The sequence below is a fragment of the Bradyrhizobium sp. genome (assembly GCF_004799405.1).
Lineage (GTDB): Bacteria > Pseudomonadota > Alphaproteobacteria > Rhizobiales > Xanthobacteraceae > Bradyrhizobium.
The window spans coordinates 26,217-48,577 of sequence record NZ_SSMW01000078.1 but is presented as its reverse complement, the minus strand read 5'-3'; the positions used below and the strand labels follow the sequence as shown (position 1 = coordinate 48,577).

Genomic DNA, 22,361 nt, shown 5'->3' with positions numbered 1-22,361 from the left:
GGCAAGATGGCGCAAGGGTTGCTTAATCTTTTGGAAACCCGGGCAACCTAACCTCACTCTGAAGCTGCTCGTATTCCGGGCAACAGTCCAAAAACTCTTTGTGTACAGGACCTTAGCTAGATCTTCGGTCCGATCGGCGAGAGCGCCGCAAATGCTTCTGTGGATCGGACCTGCAGGCTGGCGAAACTTGCCGGGGGTTGGGCATAATTTGGCCTCACGAACCGGTGATCAAGACGGAAATTGGGACGGGGAAGTCTATGCTTCGTACAAAACTGGCTTCCTCGCAGGTCTTGCGGGTTTGCGTTTTCGGGCTGGTCACAATCACATCAGCGGTCATTCTGACAACCAGTACCGCCGATGCGCGCCGCTACTACAGGCATCGCCATTACGTTCGGCATGAAGTCCAGGAAAGCTATAGCCCGGCGTTTTCCTCCATCATCGTAGACGGCAATTCCGGCGCGACCCTCGCCTCCAGCAATCCCGACGCGAGCCGTCATCCCGCCTCGCTCACCAAGATCATGACGCTTTATCTGCTGTTCGAGCGCCTCGAGGCCGGCAAGATGAAGCTCGATAGCGAGATGAACGTTACCGAACACGCCTCCGAGCAAGCTCCCACCAAGCTCGGCCTGCGTCCCGGTCAAACCATCCAGGTCGAAGACGCCATCAAGGGACTGGTGACACGTTCGGCCAACGATGCCGCCGTCGTGATCGCCGAAGCCATCGCCGGCGACGAAGGCGATTTCGCCAAGCTGATGACCCGCAAGGCGCGCGCGCTCGGCATGACCCGGACGGTTTACCGCAATGCCTCAGGCCTGCCCGACGACGACCAGGTCACCACGGCGCGCGATCAGTCCACCCTCGGCCGCGCCATCCAGGAGCGTTTTCCGCGTTACTACCGCTACTTCTCCACCCAGGCTTTCAACTACCACGGCCATTCCATCCGCAACCACAATCACCTGCTCGGCAGCGTCGAAGGCGTCGACGGGATCAAGACCGGCTACACCCGCGCGTCCGGCTTCAATCTCGTAACCTCGATGCGCCGCGGCAACCGCTATCTGGTCGGCGTTGTCATGGGAGGCCGCAGCGGCGGTTCGCGCGACGCCATCATGCGCAACCTGCTCGCCGAGAATCTCGAAAAAGCCGCGAGCAAGCATACCGTCGCCGCGATCACCGAACGCAGTCCATCGGATGCCAATGCCGATGTTGCGGAAGACGAAGCTGCGTCGCGGCCGACCCAGATGGTTCAGGTCCAGGGCGCGGTCCAGGTGGCTTCCGCGGCTCCGGAGCCGGTTGCCGCTCCGGCACGCACGGCGCCGTCGCGATCCCTGATCGCCGCCGCAACCGCGGCTGTACCTCCGCCGCAAGCCAAGCCCGAGCAAGCCAGGACCGAGCCGGCGCCCTTCACCAACGGCGTGATTCAAACTCAGCCAATTGGGACAATCCCCGGTTCGTCGGAGCCGATGAAGCCGGTCAAAGTGAAGACCGTCCAGATCAAGGCCGGCCAGACCAAGCTTGCCTCGGCCGGTCCGTCCCAACCCGCTACGCCCGTCACCAGTTCGATATCGGCCGCGGGACGACCGGCAGTGCCGGAGTCCTCGAGCGCAGTCTTGGCCAAAGCTGAAACCGATAAAACCGAGGTCAGGAAACCGGAAGCCGCCAAAACCGAAATGCCGCCACAGCCGGCAAACCACGGCACCGGAAACGGCATACTCGGGGTGTTGCCGGCCTCGAGCCCGCCATCCCCCACGTCGCAGGCGATGGCTTACGCCGATCCAGCGTCCCATTCGCAACCGCAGACCATTCAGCAAGACGGCGCCATCAAGCCGATCGCAGCCCATACCGGGTGGATCATTCAGGTCGGGGCGCTGGAGAGCGAAAGCGAAGCTCGGCTGCGCATCGAGGCGGCGCGCAACCAGGCCCACGGCCTGCTCAGCAAGGCCGACCCGTTCACCGAGCCGGTGGTCGCCAAGGGCGATCGAAAGCTGTTCCGGGCCCGTTTCGCCGGTCTCGACCGCGATCAGGCCGAAGCGGTATGCCGGACGCTGAAGCGCTCCGACATCTCCTGCATCACCGTTCGGAACTAAGCCGCAATTCAGGCAATGACGGAATGCCGGCGTCACGCGCGGGCCCTGCAGAGCCGTGAGCCGGTCCGGCGTGCCGCAAATCGGCGTCCTGCAAACTTCTCGTCAAGATTTTGCAGTTAATGATGTCAGGCTGAAGGATCGACCATGCCGGATAACGGCGGGCGGCAACGGGGCGTCGGACGGAGAAGCAAGCGGGAAGCAGCGGTTCGTGGCGTTTAGTAGCGTTGCCGGAGTTAGCTGTGATGCGTGCGAAGCAAAGTATCCTTGGCCTCGTTTACTCGGGCGGCAAGGTACGTCGACCCCCCCTGGTCGGGATGCAGTTTCTTCATGAGCGCACGGTGCGCGCGCCCGATCTCGTCGCGCCCCGCGCCCGGCTGCAGGCCAAGGATCTGATAGGCCTCCTCGTTCGTCATTTTGCCGCTCGCCGCCGGGCGGCTCTGCCGCCCTGCCGCGTTGCCCTGCGCGTCCTGACGCCAGGCGGGAAATCTGCGGTCCAGATAGCTTTCAAGTAACGACACGCTTTCGGCGTCGAAGGCCGGTATCATCGCCGTCAGTTGCGGCAGGTCGAATTCGTCGAGCGAATGGCCGGCATGCGGCCCGGCGACGATCTGGCCGGTAAGCGCGCCGCTGTCATGATCGAGACTCATATCGAGAAATTGCGAGCGGACCCGCGACGCCTGGCCCGGCGAGCGCCTGGTAGTCGACCCCCCGAACAAGCCACCGATGCTGAAGCCCGATGCACCGAACGGCGACCAGCCGAGCAGCCCGGCGCCGAAGATCCCAAGCGGAACCGCCACCGCAAGCTCGCCCTTGACGCCGATAAAGGCCGCAACCGCGAGCGCCACGACGCCGCCGCCGATTTTGATGGTGCGGGCCAGAATGACCGGATTGGCCGCGCGGAACATCTGCAGCAGCAGGTAGAGCAGGATAACGGCGACGACGCCGGCGATCAGAGCGGGCATGAAGCCAATATAGTGGGATGACCGTGAAAAAGCATGCCGGTCGCTGCCGTTCCCTACGGATAAAGTGAAATCGGGATCACTTCATCTGCCCGAGCAATCGGGCTGCACCGCTTGCGGTTTTCGACAGCCGCAACAGCGCCTCGCGGCCACCGGCGGCATAGGCTGCCGCCGCCCGCAGCAGCTCGCGCAGTTGCGCCGCAGCTCCGGGGTCGAACCTGCACCATGCGCCGCCGGTCAGGCGGGCGATCTGGCGGAACGCCTGCTCGGCGACACTGTCCTGGCCCTCCTGAAACATGAACACCGGCACCTTGAGCAGCCCAAGCTCGCCCGCCTTGACGCAGAGGTCATCGAGCGCCTCCTCCATGGCGTCACCGACGAACACCACCGCGCGCACACCCGAGGCGATGGCCTCGCGCCGCGCTTCCGACAACACCTTGCCGATCTGGGTATTGCCGCCCTGACAGGCGATCCCGCCCATCAGCTTGGCGAGGTGTGCGCTGTCGGCAATCCACCCCGTGGCGCGGCATTCGTTGAGGCCGCGATAATAGACAAGGCGGATATCGAGACTGCCAAGCGCCGCCGCCTCGCGGAACATATCGGCCTGCAGCGCGCATGCCATGTCCCATGTCGGTTGCCGGCTCATGGTGGCGTCGAGCGCGAATACCAGCCGGGCCCTGGCTCCCGCGGCATAGGGGGACGTCGCCCGGGCCTTGGCGACAAAGGCCGCGATCTCTTCCGAAGCCGACGACCGCGTCTCCGGCAATGCGCCGGGATCATCCGAAACAGCCTTTTGCGCCGGCGACACCCCGGTTGCAGATTTCGGTTTGGTCGGTTCGCCGGACATGAACGCTCGCAAATTGCCGCAAGCTCTATGTGGAGCGGGATCGGGGAGCGGTCAATGCGCGATCGAAGCGCCAGTCATCCGGCGCCGGATACGATCCAGGTTTTCGATCGAGGAGCGGTGCCGGTTCGTCAGTTCTTGGCCGCGGCATTGAGCGCGACTGACCCAGGTTCGGCGGCGATTTTCGGCTTGTCGGTAGCGACCGGCTTGAGCGGACTTTCGTCATCGAGGAACTTGTCGAGCATGCCCTGGATGGTCGCCTTCACCTCGTCGGGACCGCGATCGCTCATTTCGGTGTGCTGGTAACCGGTCTGCACAATCTGGATACCGGACTTGTCGCAGATTTCGTCACTGGGAATGACGCCGGGGTCGGTCTTGAACACGGGATCCTTGGAACGGAACGACAGGGTCTTGAATCTGCCGCTGGTCACGAACGGCACCCGCAGATTGTCGAGTGTCACCACCCTCCTGATTTCATCGGGATAGGTCTTGGCGAAGTACATGGCGACATCGCCGCCCATGGAGTGCCCGATCATGGTCAGGTGATCATAATCCGCGTTCGGCTCGACCTGCTTCATTTGGTCGATGGCAAAGCGGATGTTGGCGACGTCGCGTTCATACTGCGGCAAGCGGCCGACATAGAGTTCGCCGACTTTCGTCACCATCGGTGGATCGCTCGGCAGATCGTGCTGGATGCTGATCGCGAGATAACCGCGGGCGGCGAACACGTTCGCCAGGAAGGAATACTCGGTAAATTTGACGGTGTTGCCGTGGTTGAGGATCGCCACCGGCAGTTTGATCATGCCGGCGTTGGCCTGCATTTCCTTGTCGCGCCGGATTGCGACATCTACCGGGACCGGACGATTGTCGCGCGCCGGATCATTCCACGTCAGCGTCTCGTGACGGATCGCCCATTTGCTGATGGTGAAATATGCAACCGTCGCCAGCACGCAAAGCGAGAGCAGAATGGTAATTCCACGTTTCATGTTCGTCCTCGGCGTACTGACCTGGCGGTCAAATTTCCACTGTTCAAGATTCCGCGATCCTAGTGCTTTATATACGTCACCGCGACGTGACGGGAAGCTCAAATGTTGTGAATTAACCGCCCGATGATTGTGCGATGCACGCGTTTATTGTGCGGGTGCACAGTCGGGAACTTTTGGGGTCAGGCGGCCCGAATCGACGCCAGGAAGCTATCGACTTCCAGCTTCAGCCGGTTGGCCTGGCTCGACAGCGACTGGGCCGACGAAAGCACCTGGCCTGAGGCCGAACCGGTATCGGCGGCGCCGTGGTGCACGTCGGAAATGGCGCTGCCGACCCGCGCTGCGCCATCGGACGCGGTCTGCACATTGCGCGCAATCTCGCGCGTTGCGATGCCCTGCTCTTCCATCGCCGCCGCGATCACCCCGGATACATCGGAAATCTGCAGGATTACCGCCCCGATTTCCTTGATCGCCTCGAGCGATTCCTCGGTTGCGGTCTGCATTCCCAGGATCTGCTTGCCGATCTCCTCGGTCGCCTTCGCAGTTTGCGCCGCCAGCGCCTTCACCTCCTGGGCGACCACGGCAAAGCCGCGGCCGGCCTCGCCCGCGCGAGCCGCCTCGATGGTGGCATTGAGCGCCAGCAGGTTGGTCTGCTCGGCGATCCCGGTGATGAGCTGGACGACTTCGCCGATCCGTCCCGCCGCCTGCGACAGCGCCGTCATGCGCGCATCGGTTGTCCTGGCATGCTCGACCGCAACTTGCGCGATCTTGCGGGATTCCACCACCTGCCGGCCGATCTGCTCTACCGAGGACGTCATCTCGCCGGTTGCCGCCGCCACCGATCGAATACTGCTCGAGGCCTCGCCGGAGGCTCCCGCCACCACGCCGGACAATTCCAGCGTGGTCTCCGCGGTCCGGGTCAGGGTCGCCGCCGCCGCTTCCAGTTCGGCCGCTTCGGACGAAACCTTGTCGACGATCGAGCCCACCGCGTCGTGAAAGCCGGAAGCCAGCCGCAACCGCTCGTCCCGGCGCTGGACCGACCTTGCCTGCTGGTCGGCAAGCTGTTCGGCGCGCAGGCGCTCGGCCTCGATCATGTTGTCCTTGAATATCCGGGCGGCACCGGCCATTTTGCCGATCTCGTCGCTACGATCCAGTCCCGGTAACGCGACATGGAAATCGCCGTCCGCCAGTTTGGTCAACGCGCCCGTCATCGCCGAAATCGGTTGCGAAACCGCCCGGCCCAGCAGAAATGACAACCCGCACATCGCCAACGCCGCCAACGCGAGCGCACTTACCATTCGCAGTTTCATGGTATCGCGCAGCGCCCGCTCCGAAGCATCGGCGAGGCCCGACAACCGGTCTATCTCGCTGATTGCTTCCGCCACCTTGGGCTCCAGGTTCTGAAAGTTGGTCCCGAGATCGGAATCGGAGCGAACGATCTGCCTGATGGCGCCGACCCAGCCGGCAAAGTCGCGGGAGTATTCGTCGAGATTCAGCGAAAGCTTTTCCTGCACCTCATGCGGCAAATCCATTTCCGTCAGCGCCAGCGAGAACGCCACTGCGGCCTTGTTGAATTCGGCGGCATATTTGTCATCGCGCCACAGCATGAAATCCTTCTCAAACCGGCGCATGACCAGAAGACGTCCGGTGAGTTTCGGGTCGTTGATCTCGGCGACCCCGGCCTCGACGACATCGACCGCCTTGCGCAGCGAGCCGGAAAGTCCGGAAGTCTCGTCCAGCCCGATTTTGGTCTGGACCATCGCCAGTACCGCAAAATCGTCGGCATAGCTTTCGAATGCATCGTGGATGACTTCAAGCTGGTCTGCCAGAGCGCCGTAGCCGCTCGATTTGACCATCACCTTTAACTCGTCGAAGTCGCGGCCGATCGCGCCCGACAATTGCGCGTGGTGCTTCACGTAAGACTCCTGCTTGCGCAGCAGGAAATTTTTCTCGTCGCGCCGCACCTCCAGCATTTCGATCGAAATACGCCTGGTGAGACCGGCGATCGCGCGCGAGTCTTCCGCGACCTTGCGCGCGCGATCCTGCGACCAGGTCCCCTCCTCGTAGATCAGCCCGACCGCGGCGAGACCCAGGACACCGACGAGGCCGATGGCTGCGATCTTGTGGGTCAGCCGAAGCTGAAAGCGAACAGACCGCATGAAACCTCGGCTGGCTGAAAGACGGAGTCGCGCGTCCGGCGGGGCGAAATGCCCGCAATGCCGTCAAACTACGGCAGGCATGGCTAAAAATTGCTTAAAGCGTCCCAAAATGGCGCAAGCCGAAATGTCCTGGCAGCAAAGGCCTAGGCGCCAAGGATGTCGTGGACCTCGAGCGGCTTGTCGATCTGGCTGAACCATTCGGCACGATTGGCCGCGCGGCGCCGGCCGCGCTCATCGAGCGGCAGTTTCAACTTGCGCAACAGGCTCGTGACCTCCTCGCGCGCCGTCACATGGCCCATGCTCGGACGGGTGCCAAGCGTGGCCTCGTCGAGATCGTCGAGCGCGGTCAGCCCGCGCGGGAAAAATTCGCGGTAGACCACCCGCTCGGCAAAGCCGTCGATCGAGCGGAAGCCGAGCCGGAATGACAGGTCGTTGAGGCCGTCGGCGACGAGCTGCTTGTTGCGCGATCCCAGCATCGACAACCGGTTGCGCACCACGATCCAGTCGGTGGAGGCGCCATCGACCTGGCGGCGCTTGCGCCGGGTGTCGCGCACCATCGCCGCATAGTGGCTTTCGCCGGTCACCGAATAGGTGGTGGGATCGACGGTTCCGAGCACGTCGAAATCGAGGAAGCTGTCGTTGATCGGCGTCACCAGCGAATCGGCCATCGAGTGCGCAAGGCGCATCAGATAACTATCCGTCCCCGGCGTGTCGATGACGATGAAATCGAAGGTACGCTCGACCGCGCTCACCGCATCCATGAATTGCTGGAACTCGGAAGATTCATTGTCGGCGATCTGCATGGTCTCGCCGAGCTTGATGCAGCAATGGGTGGGGAGTTCAAGATCGAGACCGGTGCGGCGCGCCCAGGCGCGCCGGTTGTCGATGTAACGGGTGAAGCTTTGCTGGCGGCAATCAAGATCGATGGTGGCGACCCGCTGGCCGGCTTTCAAAAGCGCGACGGCGATATGCAAGGCGGTGGTGGATTTACCCGAACCGCCCTTCTCGTTACCCAGGACAACCACATGTGCCGAGCCCGATTGCCCCTGACTAGTCTGCACCAACATTCTTTGTCGACCCCCTTTGCCGACAATATCTTCAAATTACCCGCGGCATCGGTCAAGTAAAATGCGCAACGACGGCGCCGGATCGCCGATCGTCCGGTTTTAATCATGAATTTCGCCTAACCCGCGGTAGCGCTGCCGCTCTTTTCGCCAATGACCGGGCGCACGCCGGGGGTTGACGCGCACCCGACCGGACTGCTCCTGGCAATGCCGCAATGGGCTCGAGTCCTGATGTCGCAAGGCCCCTGATCGTCCGCATGATCCCCGCGTCGCGCCGCGCCCTCGACGGCTTCCGTATCAAAAAAGCACCACCGCCCTGGGTTCCAACCATGGCGGCGCTCCATGACGGCCATGTGTCGCTGGTGCGGCCGGCGACACGCCGCGCCGCCAGGGTTATGTTGCTTCGTTAACCCCGCTCAATTCGCCCGTCCGAGCACTTCGGTTCCGGAACTCTTCGACATCGTCGACCAGAATTCAGAGGCCCGGCGTCAAACCGAAAGCCCGCCACTCGAATGGATCCGGCTGCGCATCGTTACCGGGTCTTCATTACAAGGTTACAGCAGCCCGAGATCGCGCAATTCGCGTCGCAATGGCTCGGGCATCTCGGCGACACCGGCGCCGACCGACCCCAGATCCGGCGGGGCGTCGCCTGGAGCGAGATAGCGCCAGCCCTGGAACGGCCGCATCGGCCGCTGCAGCACCGGGATCACTTTAGGCTGCATCACCAGCCGGCACCGCCCGATACCGTCGCGATCGCGGAACGGTTCAATCGCGATGATTTTCTCGCGAGCCGAGATTTCACCGCGGATCACCCAGTAAAGCGAACCGCCCGCGAGCAACTCCTCGTCGCGCTTCGGCGTCATCCGGGTGATGTGGATATGACGTTGCGGCAAGCCTTTTTTCTTGGCGGTTCGCATGCGCTCGGCGACCCAGCCCTTGAGTTCCCTGACCGACTCGCAGCCGACGGCAAGCTTGATGAGATGTAACGGCATGGCCGGGGTGTTAGCAATCAGCGGCGGCTTTTGAAAGCATCAATCATTCGCCGGCGCCGGGGCCTGCGCTGACGGCGCGATCTGCGTCGGAGGGGCCACGCGCGTTTTCGCCGCGGCCTGCTTTTTGACCGCCGCCAACGTCGGACTCGGTGTCGGCCGTGGCGACGGCACGGGCGCGTTGGCGACCGGCGCCGTCGGACGCGGCGCGGATGGCGACGGTGTTGTACCCGGTTCCGGCGCCATGATGCTGACGGGCGGGGTCGAGGCTGCGGTCGGAAATTCCGCATTGGTCGGTTTGCCAGTCGGCAGCGCCGGTGGCGGCAGCGCTGCGACCGGCACTGCCGCTGCCGGCGCGTTCCAGGACGGCGAATAGCGTATGATCAGGCCCTCGTAGACCCGTTGATCCATATTCGCCGAGATCTGGGTGTGATCGGTCAGCGAGCGGAACGCTGCGCAATCCGACGGCGTGCAATGATCGCGCGCGGCAAGCGCATAGGCCATCAACCCATAGCGATCGCGCTCGACGGCGCGCCGCAGCGCTTGCAGTTCGGGGGACATGCTCTGGTTCGCGGCCGCGACATCGCCGAACGCGGTCAACCGCGTAATCTGGGACGTCGCATAGGACAGCGCCGCAGCGGTGGATTCGGGCGAACCGAACAATACTTTTTCGCACGCCGTCAAAACCGTTTCTCCGGCCATGTCGTCCATACACGACAACGCCGGCAGCGAAGCATTCATAGGCTGGGCGAACCGGGTTCCGCCAAGCCCGCCCCGGCCGCCCGGGCCGAACCCTCTGATGGTGGCAGCAACCGCGATGCCCACGGCCAAAAGTGTAATCACCGTCAGTGCGCCATTGGCAACGGATTTCTCCGCTTTCAACAGCGTGATGAGAACGATGATTCCGAAGAATCCCGCCGCGGCCAATGTCAGCCACATTGGAAATGCCGGTGAACGCCAGAGTTGATCGAGCGAATTAGCCCAGGCCCAGTTCATGCGCCGATGTCCCTCAACGCAGCATAAAGCTCATCCCGAAAAAGGAAATGCCGGAATGATTCTGCGAACCGGGCTTTTTGACGACAGGGGAAAATGGAAACCGCTTCACCCTGTCATGCGCACAACTTTAGGAAACGTCGAGCTGACTTTCCTTGGCCACCCGTTCGAAAGCCTCGGTCGAGCTTTTGATCCGATACTGGCAGTCGTCGCCATCGGTCGGAAGCAGCCGGATCACCTCATAGGTGCCGCTGGCGGCCGGACGGGCAACGTTGCTGGCAGTGAAATAGACGGTCTCCCCAACGGTAAATTTGTGCTTCAACGCCCTCTCCATCACGCAAAAACGCCGGCCGTGCTCACGGTCCCGCTAGCTACGGCTGACTGAAAAACACAAATATAGCCTAGCATGGCGCCAGGCTTTTTGGCCAGTCACATCAGGACATGGCAAATACGCAGATTTTGCAGGTTTTTCAGTGCGATAAACACCATTTAGATGATTCCGGGCGAATCCGCCTTGACGCCGTCCTCTTCGCGTCCGGAACCATCGCAACGGGCAACCCTACGCCCCGGCCGGGAGCTTGCCATTCGGGCTGGCCTTATCCACGGCGTTGGGAAGCTGTTGCGCCAGCACCTTGGCGAGTTGATCGACCGGAATATTGAACCGCGCCGCCAATTGCTTGACGGTGTCGCTGCCCAGCACCTGTTGCAACTGCTCGGCCGTGATCGGCAGGTTCTGGCCGTTTCCGAGCCAGGACTTGACCTGATCGCCGAAGCCTGCCTGCTGCAGCTTGGCAACGATCGCCGAAAGTCCGCCCTGGCTGCCATTGCCCAGGACTTCGCTCAGCACGACCGGGAGCACAGCCCCCTCAAGCTGGCCGAGTGCGCCCTTGAACGCGTCTGAATTTTCCAGTGAATCGAGAATTCCCATTGGTCACACCCTCTCATTAAATGCGGAACTACGGTTCCAAATTCAGACCGCTTTCGCGGGCGTCCGTCAAGTTGCGCTGCGGTCAACATTCCGCAATTCGAGCGCCAGCCGTCTTCAAGCCGTCTCAAATTTCTCGATAATAATGGTTTCGGCCAGAGCCGCGCTGGTCCATTCCTGAAAGGCCGGCAACGCCATCATCGCATCCATGTAATCCCGCACCACGGGCGCAACCTCGATCGCGTAGGTCCGGAAGCGATGCACCACCGGACCGAACATGGCGTCCGCCCCGCTGAAAGCCCCGAACAGGAACGGCCCGGACTTTCCGTAGCGCGCGCGGCAATCAGTCCAGATCTGCTGAATTCGCGCGATGTCCCCGCGCGCCTCGGCTGACAAATCGATCGCGCCTACGGGACGATGCAGGTTCATGCCGCATTCGTTACGCAGCGCCGCAAAACCCGAATGCATCTCCGCCGAAATCGAACGCGCGTGGGCCCGGCTGGCGCGGTCCTCCGGCCACAGCCGCGCTTGCGGAAACCGTTCGGCGGCGTATTCGATGATGGCCAGGGAATCCCAGACCGTGACGTCGCCATCGACCAGAACCGGCACCTTGCCGGAACGGGTGAAATCAAGGATGCGCTGCTTGTCCGCGGCGCCGGTATAAAGCGGGATGAACACTTCCTCGAAGGCGATATGGCCGGCTTTTAGCGCCAGCCACGGCCGCATCGACCATGACGAATAATTCTTGTTGCCGATCACCAGCGTCAAAGCCATGCCGAGGAAGCTCCATGTGAGGAGGCGCCATCCTGCCACGCGGTCTCGGATCTGATCAACCCGCTTGGCGCCGGTTGCCGCGATTGGGCATGCGTGGCAGCATTCCCGATCGTGAAGGATGAAACATGGGTTCGTATTGGGTCGATATTCTGGCGATCGGCTTTTTCGCCCTCGAATGGACGGTGTACGCGGTAACGCTGGAGCACACCGCCTACGGACGCGACAGCCTGTCTGCCCGCATGCATCGGTACCGCGAGGTCTGGGTCCGGCGCATGCTCGACCGCGAAACCCGCATGGTCGACATGCAGATCCTGGCGTCGCTGCAAAACGGCACGGCGTTTTTTGCCTCCACCAGCCTCCTCGCGGTCGGCGGCGCGCTGGCGCTGCTGCGCTCGACCAACGAAGCCATGGCCGTGCTCGGCACCTTGCCGATCGATCTTCGGCCCTCGCCCGCGCTGTGGGAAATCAAATGCCTCGGGCTGATCCTGATTTTCGTCTATGCGTTCTTCAAGTTCGCCTGGTCCTACCGGCTGTTCAACTATGTCGCCATCCTGCTGGGGGCGATGCCGCAGACAAAACTTCGCGACACGCCCGAAGCCGAAGCACATGTCATCCGGACCACGAGGTTGTTCGAAACTGCGGCCCGGCATTTCAATCGCGGCCAGCGCGCGTTTTTCTTCGCGCTCGGCTATCTCGGCTGGTTCGTCAGTCCCTGGATCCTGTTCGTCACGACCGCGGCGGTGGTCATCGTGACGTGGCGAAGGCAGTTCGCCTCGAACGCCTGGCGCGCGATGGGGCAATAGGGTCTTCGCTTTGAGGGCTCAACCAGCGTCCGGATAGATCGAGCATTTTCGGCAGGCCGCCTACCCGCCGGTAAAGTCCTGCGGCGTGAAACTCAGATCGAGCACTTTCCAGTCACGGTATTTGTCCACCGGCAGCATGACGTACGGCTGACACGCCTGCAGGGCATTGACCGCGCTTTGCATCAGCGCGGGTCCCTTTGCGGACGCGCTGGCCTCGACCAGCACCGGCTCCCTGGCGAGGCGGCCGTCGGGCGTCATGAATACCCGCAGCACGATCTTGATGGCATCGGAGGGCGCAACCGACTTCGGCAGCGTCGAGCACATCTTGAGGCGGCGGCGAAACTCCGCGACAGATTCGGTGCCGATATCCGCGGTCTTCTCCGGCGCATCGAAACCTCCGGCTTCTTCCTTGGCAGGCAGGCCGAGCTGCACGTGATATTTGATCGAAAGATCGGGCTCCGGAGCGGGCGGCACCTGGGAGACCGGCGGCGGTTGCGCAACTGCCGGCGCCGGGGGTGGTGACGGCGGTTGCACGGCCGCCTGCTTCGGCGGCTGCTTGGGTTGTGGAGCCGGCTGCTGGGCTTGTTGTGGGGGCGGCTGAACGGCCGTGGGGGATTTCGAAGAGAGGTCGAAGGAGTCCGGAGGTGGTACGATCGGTGCGGGAGGCTCGGAAGCTTTTGGAACCGGCGCAGCATCTTCCGGCAAAACGATATCGACCGCGATCGGCTCGGTGGCCGCCGGATCGAACGGATGCACTTCGGCGTAGACCAGGACCGCCGCCACCGCTGACAGATGGCCGATCACCGATGCCGCAATGCCCAGGCGTATGAACCGCGGTAGTCTCACCCTACTCGATCAACGTTGCAATGTGCCCGCCGGAGCATAGCGGGCAATACCGCCCGCGTGTTCGCTTTTTTATCCAATTTCGATCGGCTGCGGCAAGGCCGCCCAGGCAAGGCCGCCTCAGGCAAGACCGCCTCAATCCCATTTCGGCGCGAAACCGAAATCGGTCAGCCGATTTCCGGCGCTGCCCATCCGAAAGATCGACTGCATCTCGTCGTCGGACAGTTCGAAGTCGAAGATCTCGATGTTTTCCGACAGCCGTTCGATTTTCGAGGTACGCGGAATGGCAACGACGCTTTGCTGCACCAGCCAGCGCAGGCCAACCTGCGCCGCGGTCTTGCGGTATTTCCTGCCGATCCGGCCCAGTAACTCGTCGCCCTTGATGCGGCCCTTCGCGATCGGACTATAGGCCACCAGCGCCAGGCCATGACGCGCGCACGCCGCCAGCACCTTGGTCTGATCGAGATAGGGATGGTACTCGACCTGATCGCACACCAGAGGTTCGGGACAGGCGGCAACCGCCTCCTCGATCAAGGCCACGGTGAAGTTCGAGACGCCGATGTGCCTGGCCATGCCGAGCTTCCTGACGCGCGCCAGCGCGCCGAGCGTTTCCGCCAGCGGCACCTGGGGATTGGGCCAGTGCAGCAGCAACAGGTCGACCTCGGAAAGCCGCAGTTTTGCCAGACTTTCCCTGGTCGACCGCTCCAGATCGTTCGGCGCAAAATGCGTGGTCCAGACCTTGGTCGTGACGAATACATCGTCGCGCCTCACCCCGGAAGCGCGCAGGCCTTCGCCGACCTCGCGTTCGTTCTCATAGACCTGCGCGGTGTCGATGTGCCGATAGCCGAGTTTGATCGCCTGCTCGACCAGCCGCGCGCAGGCTCGCCCGCGCAACTCCCAGGTTCCGAGTCCGATCGCCGGGATTTTTGCGCCATTGGCTTCGACGAATTGCATCGCGGATACCCGGACCAACCGAACGCCATTATGTCCCGCGGGGATTGCGCTGCCAATATTGCCGCGAAGGGTTTCGCTCAGACCGGCAATGGTTCCGAAGCCAATGCGGCGAACACCGTGTCCGGCGCATGGGCAAAGACGGCGAGCAACGCGCGCGCCGGCCCGCGCGGCATGCGCTTGCCTTGCTCCCAGTTCCGGATGGTCTCGACAGGCACGCCGAGCCGGTTGGCAAATTCCATCTGGGTCAGGCGCGCGCGGCGGCGAAGGTCGCGAACCGCTGGAGGTGTTGCCGTCTCGGCCGTCGCCTCTAGCGGTGCAACCGCGAAAGCCGGCGACGGCGCGAGCGGAAACTCCCGCCCATCCCGCAATTCCACGATCCGTCCGTCCGCTTTCAGCCGCAAGCGCTGCATGTCCGACTCCGCTCCCGTGGCATGGTCGGCGATGCGCGTTAAGGTTTGATTAACGATGCGCCGGTTAGACGCATCGGATTATTTCAGCCCGAACCACAGCGTGGCAATGCCGAGAAACGAGAAGAAGCCGACGACATCGGTGACCGTGGTGACGAAGGTGCCGGAGGCTACCGCTGGGTCCGCCCGTACCCGGTCCAGCACCATCGGGATCAAGATGCCGCCGAGCGCGCCGGCAACGAGGTTGCAGACAATTGCGAGCCCGATCACGACGCCCAGACCGGGAATCCGAAACCAGGTCACCGCGGCAATGCCGGTGATGACGGCAAATGCCAGACCGTTGACGAGACCGACCAGGCCCTCGCGCATCACAACGCGAAAGGCGTTGTTCGGACCGAGTTCGCGGGTCGCCAGCGCACGGACCGCAACGGTCATGGTCTGGGTCGCGGCATTGCCGCCCTGACTGGCGACGATCGGCGCCAAAACCGCCAGCGCCACCATTTTTTCCAGCTGACCTTCGAACAGGCCGAGCACCGAGGACGCCAGGAAGGCGGTGGCAAGGTTGACCAGAAGCCAGTTGAAGCGGCCCTTGGCGATGGTCCAGACATTGTCGGAAAGTTGTTCGTCGCTGGTGACGCCGCCGAGCGCTTTCAAGTCTTCGTCGGCCTCCTCCTCGATCACGTCGACCACGTCGTCGACCGTGATAACGCCGACCAGCCGGTTGGCGGTATCGACCACGGGGACCGAGACCAGGTTGTATTTGCCGAACAGCCGGGCCACTTCTTCCTGGTCGTCCATCACCGAGACGCGGCGGCGGTCTTCGTCGATCAGGTCCGCGAGCGGCACCGGCCGGCGTGCGCGCAGCAGCGCATCCAGCGACACCGCACCCTGCCAGCGCTGGGCGCTATCGACGGCGTAGATTTCGTAAAACCGGTGGGGCAATTCCGGCGTGTCGCGCATGTAGTCGATCGCCTGTCCGACGGTCCAATCCGGCGGCACCGCGATGAATTCGGTTTGCATCCGGCGTCCGGCGGAATTTTCCGGATATTCCAGGCTGCGCTCGAGCGCATCGCGCTCCGATGGCGGCAGCTTTTCCAGGATCTCTTCCTGGTCCTCCTGGTCCAGTCCTTCCAGCAACTCGACGGCGTCGTCGGAATCGAGTTCGCGAACGCCCTCGGCGACCGTCTCCGGTTCCAGTTCCTCGAGGATTTCCTCGCGGACGGAATCGTCGACTTCGTTCAGCGCCGAAAAATCGAAATCCGCGCCGGTCAGTTCCACCAGACTGACACGATCGTCGGGTTCGAGCGCCTCGATCAGGTCGCCGAGGTCGGCTTCATGGAGTTCGGCGACGACTTCGCGCAAAAATGCGGTATCGACGGCTTTGACGGCGGTGGCGATTTTTTCGACAAACTCCGGCCGAATGTTACCGTCCTGGTCCCGCATCGGGAAACGATCAAGCACCGATAAATCGGCCGTTTGTGCAACGTTCACACCTTCGGCCATGTCGCGCCTCGCCGGTTTGACAGAGTTGCTGAACTCGTCTGTTGTCGCTTCACGCATTAGCCATCGGGCAATATCAAGCGCAATGATAATTATGCGACGGCAAACACCGGCTCAAAAACTCAAGAAGGCGTTGGGGGTCGCCCTCGTTGCCTCCGCGCCCTGGATCGTTTCGGCGCACGCGGCGGACTGCCCGCGCGAGGGAACGCTCGGCACCTCGCGTATCATGAAGGTCGATGCCGCCGCCACGCCGCGGGTCGGGCTGAAAAACTTTCCGCAGACGCTGCCGCTTGCCGATCACGAGGTCGTGCTGACCTTCGATGACGGTCCGTGGCCGCCGACCGCGCCGCGGGTGCTGGCAGCGCTCGCCAACGAGTGCGTGCGCGCGACGTTCTTTTTGATAGGCAAGCCGGCGTCGGAACACCCGGACCTGGTGCGCAGGATCGCGGCCGAAGGCCATACCATCGGACATCATACCTGGTCGCATCGCAGCCTGCGGCGGATCAAGCCGAGCGAAACGACGGATGAAATCGAGCACGGTATTGCCGCGGTCGAGATGGCGCTTCACGGCGTCGCGACCACAACCCCGAGCACGCCGTTCTTTCGCTTTCCGGGCTTCGAGACCACGCCTGAAACACTCGACCTGCTGCAGTCGCGCAGCATCGCGGTGTTCGGCGCAGACCTCTGGGCCAGCGACTGGAACCCGATGACGGCGAAGCAGGAACTGAAATTGCTGATCGGCCGGCTCAACGTCGCCCGCAGGGGCATCATCCTGCTGCACGATCCCAAGGCCCACACCGCCGCCATGCTGCCGGCTTTTCTGCGCTATCTGCGCGACAACGATTATCGCGTGGTCCATCTGGTGCCGGCCGCGCCCGGCGCTAGCTTCGATGGCGTCCCCTGATAATCATGTGGGGAAATCAGGCGGTTAGTGCGATGTTTGTGGTATCAACTGTAGCTTTCTGCGCAAAATAGCCGATGTGACGGTGTCCTATGATCGGTGATGAGTGATGGGTGTTCGGATCAGGCAGTGGGCCGCGCTGGGCTTGGGGCTGCTTACCTGTTTCGCCGTGCGAACCGCGTCGGCTGCCGATTGCCCCGGCCATCCCGACGCGCTCGGCACTTCGCGAACCCTGGTGGTCGATCCCAGGGAACATCCCCGGATCGGCACCATGCAGTATCCGGAAACGCTGCCGCTGAGGGACCACGAGGTGGTGCTGACGTTCGATGACGGGCCGCTGCCGCGCAACAGCAACCAGATTCTGGAAATCCTGGCCTCGCAATGCGTAAAGGCGACCTTCTTCGAGGTCGGCCGCATGGCGCAAGCCTATCCGGAAGGCATCCGCAAGCTCCGCGACGAGGGCCACAGCATCGGCGCCCACAGCCAGAGTCATCCGCTCAACATGAACCGGATGTCGCTCGAGCGCGCCAAGCAGGAGATCGACGACGGGATAGCCTCGGTGAAAACCGCGCTTGGCGATGACGCGGCGCTTGCTCCGTTCTTCCGCATCCCCGGCCTGGCGCGCGCCACGGACGTCGAGGACTATCTGGCGTCGCAGGGCATCCAGGTCTGGAGTGCCGATTTTCTGGCCGACGACTGGCGGCATATTTCGTCGGCGCGTGTCTACGATCTCGCCATCAACCGGCTTGAGGACAAGGGAAGAGGCATTCTGCTGTTGCACGACATCCAGCCGCGAACCGTCGCCGCATTGCCGCGGATCCTGGCTGAGTTGAAGGTGCGGGGCTATCGCATCGTCCACGTGGTGCCGGCGACATCGGAGCGGCTGGCGACGCCGACGGAGCCGCAGGAATGGCAGTTGCACCCGCCCTCGGAAACCGTCGCGATCTCACACTGGCCCAAAATTCCTGGTTTCGTTTTTGCCGAGGCCGACCTGCTTCCCGCCCCCGCGCTGATCGATGTGGCCTTGGGTGACGGAGAGGTGATGGACCTTGCCGAACCGTTCGACCGCGCCAGACCGCGTACGCGCGGCGTGCCGCTGCCGCTGGAAGCGCCATGGCCGCGGCAATTGTCGCTGCCGCTGGAGAGCGCGGCACTCACCCTGCCCGTGCCGGCGCAGAGCCTGTTCGCGATACCGGAAAAGTCGTTTGCGGTTATCGCTCCGTCATCGCATCGCGCGGAGCCACCGTTATCGACCGAGCGTGAAACGGACCGCCGCACAAAACTGGTCTCGGCCGATGACGGCGATACCAGGCACACGATCCGCGGGCGGACTCATTTGGGCCACGGCCGACAACACCGCGCGTCCAGGGTTGCCGGTCACCGCGACCGGATCGCCGCGCATGCCCATCGGGGCACGCTACGGCGTTTGGTCCAGGTCAAGAAAAGAAGCGTGTGACGGTTTGATCCGTCAGTAGCCGCAGGTGGCGCAACGCGGCGGCACTGCGACGTAATAGCTGCGGGCGGGAGCGACCATCTCGACGCGCTCGCGGACGGCGTACTGAGGCGCAGTCCGCTCGTACTCGACGCCTTCCGGCGCCACCATCACGGTCTGCGGTACCATCACGGTGCGATACTGCGCCGGCGTGCGATGAGCAATGACACTGCCGGGCGACACCATCACGGTTTCCTGCACGGTGCGGTATTGCGGCGGAATGACCTGCTGCTGATAGCAGGTGCCGCACGGCTGCGGTGGTGCGTAGCAGTTGTAACATCCGGCGGACGCGGCGGTCGGGACGGCGATTGCTGCGACGGCTGAAGCGATCAGGGCGGCATTGACGCGGGACATTGTCATGGCTGTGTGCCTTAGGGTTGCGATTGGCCCACATCAATAGTTTCACCATGCCGATCGTCAATCGAAGACGCGAATTACCCTTTACGGAGATCATTAACAGATCGCTTCGACATCCCGGCGGATTTGGCAACCGCGCGCACCGACGCGATCGCTGCGCGTGTCCGGCCGCCGATCAATGGGTTGGATTTCGCCGAATCGGTTTTGACTGGTGCGCCCGGCGGGTGTCAGATGATCGCCGAAATTTGACGCTACGCATGACGCGCCGCGGCATCGCCATTTGAGCTGGCTCACGACAGGTATGGGAAGGTGGACATGCGCAGGCCGCGGAATTTACTTACCATTGCGATATTGGCGGCAACAATGGCGGCGCCCGCCCTCGGGCAGGTTGCGGAAAATGGGCGGGGCTCCTGTATTGCCAACGGTAAAAGCTATCCGAACGGATCGTCGACCTGGTGTGCGTCGTCAAATCCCGGGCAGGCATGTCCTCATGCTCTTGGCGTGCCTGTTCAGACGTGGACATGAAGCGATGGCCGGTGGGTAAGGACGACCGGATCCCGTCCTGCCCGATGAGCATGTGCCGCTCGCAGCATGATGCTCGCCAGCAACCTGCGCGAGATCAACGACGACTGACTTGTGAACGCCATATCGACGCGTCGTCGTTCAATCGTCGAGCGCAGCCTCGGGCGATAGTCAAACATCGCAGGAAATCGCCGCAAACAACAAAAAGCCCCGGACAATGCCGGGGCTTTAAGTTCAGGATCGCGAGATATCAGTACTTCGCGACGATGGGAGCGCCCCAAGAGTAACCGAAACCAGCCTTCACCGTCCAAAGATTGGTGCGGCTATCCGGTTCATTCCTCCCATCAGGCGGCAACATCGGCCCCGCGCCATATGCGAAGTGGGTGAAATCGACACCGGCATTCGCGTGCCACTGGTTGGTGATCGCGTAATCGACCGCAAGACCCGCCATGTAGATGACGTTAGTCCCTAGGCCCTCGCCAAAATTGGCAGGCGGTATGGGGAACAAGGTAACGTCGATATGCGGATCAAATGTCGACCCAACCAAGCCGTTGGCGGACACGACCCATCGGCTGGCCGGCGCCCATTGAAACAGCAAACCTGCTCCGACGTACCCATGGGTGTAATCTTCCTTGTAGCCGCTCGGCCCAAGCGGGGTGAGATCTCTATGCCAGTCTCGCCAGCCCGCACCCAGGTAGGGCGTCAACATCGTGGTTGCGCTGAGATCGAAGCCTTTACCGATGCGGAAATCCGCATCCACTACGTCAAGGCCGCTATGGCCCTGCTGGGGGGCACTCCAGTAATCGGTTTACCGTTGATCCAGGAGACCTGGCCCCACAGGTAAAGATGCTGGACCAAGGTATCCGTCATCGACGACGCGGTGACACTCACCCCCGGGAACCAGCCCTTTTCAGTATCAAACAGTATGCCATTGGGGAGGCGCTCGGCATAATTCAAATTTGTCTCAATAAAATCAACACTGATCTGGTTGTTCGACTGAACGATGCCGTTCATGATGTAGGGAACGGGCGCCATGGGCGCAGCCTTTACCGGCATGTCCGCCGCAAAAGCCGGTCCCGCTGCTACCGCCAAAACGGCCACCAAGGCCCCAGATCGCATTCCAATCATTTCTATTCCCCCGCTAGAGAGCGTTAGTTGTGGACAGTTCCAGGCAAAAATATACGCCGCCAAAAGTGTTCGTATTATTTAGAAACATTGGGAGGTGAGTCTCGGCAACGAAAAGCGACATGGCTCTTATGATTATCCGGCCACGTGGTGCAAAAAGGCCACAAATTCAGCCTGCTAGCGGGCTTACCGGATCAAAAACGGTATCCTGGGAATCGTGATTTCCAGCCCTGCTATCGGCCGGCGGTTCGGCTGCCGGTTTCGCCCTCTGATTCGATTCGGCGCCAGCGCTTCACCACTGCGCTCGTTCCCGGAGATTTTCTCCGCGGCAGTCGAAAAATCTGATCGACATTTCCTGAGGATTTCACAACCGAGGTGGTGCGCTCGGAGGGACTCGAACCCCCACGATTTTACTCACTGCCACCTCAAGGCAGCGCGTCTACCAATTCCGCCACGAGCGCTCGGGAGATCGGCACCAGGATCGCGCCGGACCCGATCAAGGATCGGATCAACGGCGCGGATGTAACAAATCGGGGATAGAGGGACAAGGCCCGCGGCCGCAAGCGTTCGGCCTATCTGGTGCCCGGAAGCCGCGGCTGCATTTGCTTGACTTCGACCGCGATCCGGTTGCGGTCGACCAGCACCACGCCGCTGGCGATGGGCAGGTTGTTGGCGAGGATCTTGACCTCGTCCGCCTCGGTGGCATCCAGTTCAATGATGGCGCCACGGCTCAGCCGCATGACCTGATGGATCGGCATCGACGTGGTCCCGAGGACCACCATGAGATCGACGGTGACTTTATCGAGGGTTGGCACTTTCAAACCACCAAACTGGGACCCGAACACACAAATGCAAAATTGCGCGGTTCCAGATCAACACGTTATGGTTAGCCAATGGTTAATACCCGCCAAAGCCTGGATTTGAAGACGTTTGCGCCGCCGGCCGGCGGCGATGCGGTCGAATGGCGGGTGTCCAGCATGCCGGTACCCTATCTTGAGGCTGTGGCGGCCATGGAAGCGCGGGTGACCGATATCGCGGCCCGCGACGCGCCTGAACTGGTCTGGCTGCTGGAACACCCTTCCCTCTACACCTCCGGCACCAGCGGCAGGGACGATCACCTGCTCGACCCGCGCTTTCCGATGTTCGCTACCGGGCGCGGCGGACAGCTCACCTATCACGGCCCCGGCCAGCGCGTGGCCTATGTGATGCTCGACCTCAAACGAAGGCGGCCCGATGTGCGGGCCTATGTGGCCAGCCTCGAGCAATGGATCATCCGCACCCTTGCCGCCTTCGAGGTAGAGGGCGAGCGTCGCGAGGATCGCGTCGGCGTTTGGGTGAATCGGCCGGACAAGGGCGAGGGCTTTGAAGACAAGATCGCGGCGATCGGCGTGCGGTTGCGGCGCTGGGTGTCGTTCCACGGCATTTCGCTTAATATCGCTCCGGACCTGACGCATTTCGACGCCATCGTGGCCTGCGGCGTCGCCGACCCGCGCTATGGCGTGACAAGCCTGGCCGATCTGGGCCATACCACGACGATGGCCGATGCCGATGTCGCGCTACGGCGGTCGTTTGAGGAGGTGTTTGTTGCCTCGACGGTACCTGCGGTAAACGACTTGAGCGCTCTTAGGCGCGCGTCGGTTTGCTGACGATGTTCCTGACTGATCAGACAAGGGCGAAGAGAAA

General features: G+C 62.5%; 24 protein-coding genes and 1 tRNA gene. 6 read left to right on the top strand and 19 right to left on the bottom strand.

Annotated features, from left to right (window positions below):
- Nucleotides 1-257 precede the first annotated feature (257 nt).
- The gene (locus tag E7813_RS12125; protein WP_291574143.1) at nt 258-2,084 is read left to right on the top strand and encodes a D-alanyl-D-alanine carboxypeptidase; all 1,827 of its coding nucleotides are present in this window, start codon (nt 258-260) and stop codon (nt 2,082-2,084) included.
- Between the two features lie 233 nt (nt 2,085-2,317).
- Here the strand turns inward: E7813_RS12125 and E7813_RS12120 are convergent, their stop codons facing one another.
- From E7813_RS12120 to E7813_RS12100, 5 genes are all read right to left on the bottom strand, one after another.
- A complete protein-coding gene (locus E7813_RS12120; RefSeq protein WP_291574141.1) occupies nt 2,318-3,046 on the bottom strand; it encodes a DnaJ domain-containing protein in 729 nt (242 codons plus the stop codon).
- 76 nt (nt 3,047-3,122) lie between these two features.
- Nucleotides 3,123-3,890, bottom strand: coding sequence for a VWA domain-containing protein (locus E7813_RS12115; RefSeq protein WP_291574140.1), 768 nt, complete (start codon nt 3,888-3,890; stop codon nt 3,123-3,125).
- Between the two features lie 128 nt (nt 3,891-4,018).
- Nucleotides 4,019-4,873, bottom strand: a complete 855-nt coding sequence (locus E7813_RS12110; protein WP_291574138.1) for an alpha/beta fold hydrolase — start codon at nt 4,871-4,873, stop codon at nt 4,019-4,021.
- A gap of 179 nt (nt 4,874-5,052) precedes the next feature.
- Complete coding sequence (locus E7813_RS12105) at nt 5,053-7,029, bottom strand: methyl-accepting chemotaxis protein (RefSeq protein ID WP_291574136.1); 1,977 nt, start codon at nt 7,027-7,029, stop codon at nt 5,053-5,055.
- A gap of 143 nt (nt 7,030-7,172) precedes the next feature.
- A complete protein-coding gene (locus tag E7813_RS12100; protein ID WP_291574134.1) occupies nt 7,173-8,096 on the bottom strand; it encodes a division plane positioning ATPase MipZ in 924 nt (307 codons plus the stop codon).
- A gap of 212 nt (nt 8,097-8,308) precedes the next feature.
- On the opposite strand from E7813_RS12100, the gene E7813_RS12095 reads away from it, so the two are divergent.
- Nucleotides 8,309-8,503 carry a pantoate--beta-alanine ligase gene (locus E7813_RS12095; RefSeq protein ID WP_363331173.1) on the top strand — a complete coding sequence of 65 codons (195 nt, stop codon included), beginning with the start codon at nt 8,309-8,311 and terminating at the stop codon, nt 8,501-8,503.
- 144 nt (nt 8,504-8,647) lie between these two features.
- Here the strand turns inward: E7813_RS12095 and E7813_RS12090 are convergent, their stop codons facing one another.
- The 5 genes from E7813_RS12090 to E7813_RS12070 all read right to left on the bottom strand — a co-directional run bounded on the left by E7813_RS12090 (nt 8,648) and on the right by E7813_RS12070 (nt 11,774).
- Entirely contained in the window at nt 8,648-9,085 is a 438-nt protein-coding gene (locus E7813_RS12090; RefSeq protein ID WP_291574133.1) for a DUF1489 domain-containing protein, read from the bottom strand.
- A 39-nt stretch (nt 9,086-9,124) separates the two neighbouring features.
- On the bottom strand, nt 9,125-10,078 hold the full coding sequence (locus E7813_RS12085) for a hypothetical protein (RefSeq protein ID WP_291574131.1): 954 nt from the start codon (nt 10,076-10,078) through the stop codon (nt 9,125-9,127).
- A 127-nt stretch (nt 10,079-10,205) separates the two neighbouring features.
- The gene (locus E7813_RS12080; RefSeq protein ID WP_291574181.1) at nt 10,206-10,409 is read right to left on the bottom strand and encodes a hypothetical protein; all 204 of its coding nucleotides are present in this window, start codon (nt 10,407-10,409) and stop codon (nt 10,206-10,208) included.
- 225 nt (nt 10,410-10,634) lie between these two features.
- Nucleotides 10,635-11,003 (bottom strand): YidB family protein, encoded by a 369-nt coding sequence (locus E7813_RS12075; protein WP_291574129.1) that lies wholly within the window; start codon nt 11,001-11,003, stop codon nt 10,635-10,637.
- A 114-nt stretch (nt 11,004-11,117) separates the two neighbouring features.
- Nucleotides 11,118-11,774 carry a glutathione S-transferase family protein gene (locus E7813_RS12070; protein WP_291574127.1) on the bottom strand — a complete coding sequence of 219 codons (657 nt, stop codon included), beginning with the start codon at nt 11,772-11,774 and terminating at the stop codon, nt 11,118-11,120.
- 125 nt (nt 11,775-11,899) lie between these two features.
- On the opposite strand from E7813_RS12070, the gene E7813_RS12065 reads away from it, so the two are divergent.
- Nucleotides 11,900-12,577: a DUF599 domain-containing protein gene (locus E7813_RS12065; protein ID WP_291574125.1), complete on the top strand. Its 678-nt coding sequence runs from the start codon at nt 11,900-11,902 to the stop codon at nt 12,575-12,577.
- A 60-nt stretch (nt 12,578-12,637) separates the two neighbouring features.
- On the opposite strand, the gene E7813_RS12060 is transcribed toward E7813_RS12065, so the two are convergent.
- The 4 genes from E7813_RS12060 to mgtE all read right to left on the bottom strand — a co-directional run bounded on the left by E7813_RS12060 (nt 12,638) and on the right by mgtE (nt 16,284).
- Nucleotides 12,638-13,423 carry a hypothetical protein gene (locus E7813_RS12060; protein ID WP_291574124.1) on the bottom strand — a complete coding sequence of 262 codons (786 nt, stop codon included), beginning with the start codon at nt 13,421-13,423 and terminating at the stop codon, nt 12,638-12,640.
- Nucleotides 13,424-13,555: 132 nt separating this feature from the next.
- Complete coding sequence (locus E7813_RS12055) at nt 13,556-14,374, bottom strand: aldo/keto reductase (RefSeq protein WP_291574122.1); 819 nt, start codon at nt 14,372-14,374, stop codon at nt 13,556-13,558.
- A 77-nt stretch (nt 14,375-14,451) separates the two neighbouring features.
- Nucleotides 14,452-14,784: a helix-turn-helix domain-containing protein gene (locus tag E7813_RS12050; protein ID WP_291574120.1), complete on the bottom strand. Its 333-nt coding sequence runs from the start codon at nt 14,782-14,784 to the stop codon at nt 14,452-14,454.
- Between the two features lie 78 nt (nt 14,785-14,862).
- On the bottom strand, nt 14,863-16,284 hold the full coding sequence (mgtE, locus tag E7813_RS12045; RefSeq protein ID WP_291574118.1) for a magnesium transporter: 1,422 nt from the start codon (nt 16,282-16,284) through the stop codon (nt 14,863-14,865).
- Nucleotides 16,285-16,375: 91 nt separating this feature from the next.
- Here mgtE and E7813_RS12040 point away from each other — a divergent pair, with 91 nt between their 5' ends.
- Both E7813_RS12040 and E7813_RS12035 read left to right on the top strand, forming a co-directional pair.
- Entirely contained in the window at nt 16,376-17,185 is an 810-nt protein-coding gene (locus E7813_RS12040; RefSeq protein WP_291574117.1) for a polysaccharide deacetylase family protein, read from the top strand.
- A 106-nt stretch (nt 17,186-17,291) separates the two neighbouring features.
- Nucleotides 17,292-18,638, top strand: a complete 1,347-nt coding sequence (locus E7813_RS12035; protein ID WP_291574115.1) for a polysaccharide deacetylase family protein — start codon at nt 17,292-17,294, stop codon at nt 18,636-18,638.
- Nucleotides 18,639-18,650: 12 nt separating this feature from the next.
- Here E7813_RS12035 and E7813_RS12030 read toward each other — a convergent pair whose 3' ends face one another.
- From E7813_RS12030 to E7813_RS12010, 5 genes are all read right to left on the bottom strand, one after another.
- Nucleotides 18,651-19,028: a hypothetical protein gene (locus E7813_RS12030; protein ID WP_291574179.1), complete on the bottom strand. Its 378-nt coding sequence runs from the start codon at nt 19,026-19,028 to the stop codon at nt 18,651-18,653.
- 775 nt (nt 19,029-19,803) lie between these two features.
- Nucleotides 19,804-20,313, bottom strand: coding sequence for a hypothetical protein (locus E7813_RS12025; RefSeq protein ID WP_291574113.1), 510 nt, complete (start codon nt 20,311-20,313; stop codon nt 19,804-19,806).
- On the bottom strand, nt 20,313-20,654 hold the full coding sequence (locus tag E7813_RS12020; protein ID WP_291574112.1) for a hypothetical protein: 342 nt from the start codon (nt 20,652-20,654) through the stop codon (nt 20,313-20,315). The genes E7813_RS12025 and E7813_RS12020 overlap by 1 nt, the downstream gene beginning before the upstream one ends.
- A gap of 400 nt (nt 20,655-21,054) precedes the next feature.
- A tRNA-Leu gene (locus E7813_RS12015) sits at nt 21,055-21,139 on the bottom strand.
- 111 nt (nt 21,140-21,250) lie between these two features.
- A complete protein-coding gene (locus E7813_RS12010; RefSeq protein ID WP_291574110.1) occupies nt 21,251-21,493 on the bottom strand; it encodes a FliM/FliN family flagellar motor switch protein in 243 nt (80 codons plus the stop codon).
- Nucleotides 21,494-21,571: 78 nt separating this feature from the next.
- Between E7813_RS12010 and lipB the strand changes: the two genes are divergently transcribed.
- Complete coding sequence (gene lipB / locus E7813_RS12005) at nt 21,572-22,324, top strand: lipoyl(octanoyl) transferase LipB (protein ID WP_291574108.1); 753 nt, start codon at nt 21,572-21,574, stop codon at nt 22,322-22,324.
- The last annotated feature ends 37 nt before the right edge of the window (nt 22,325-22,361 follow it).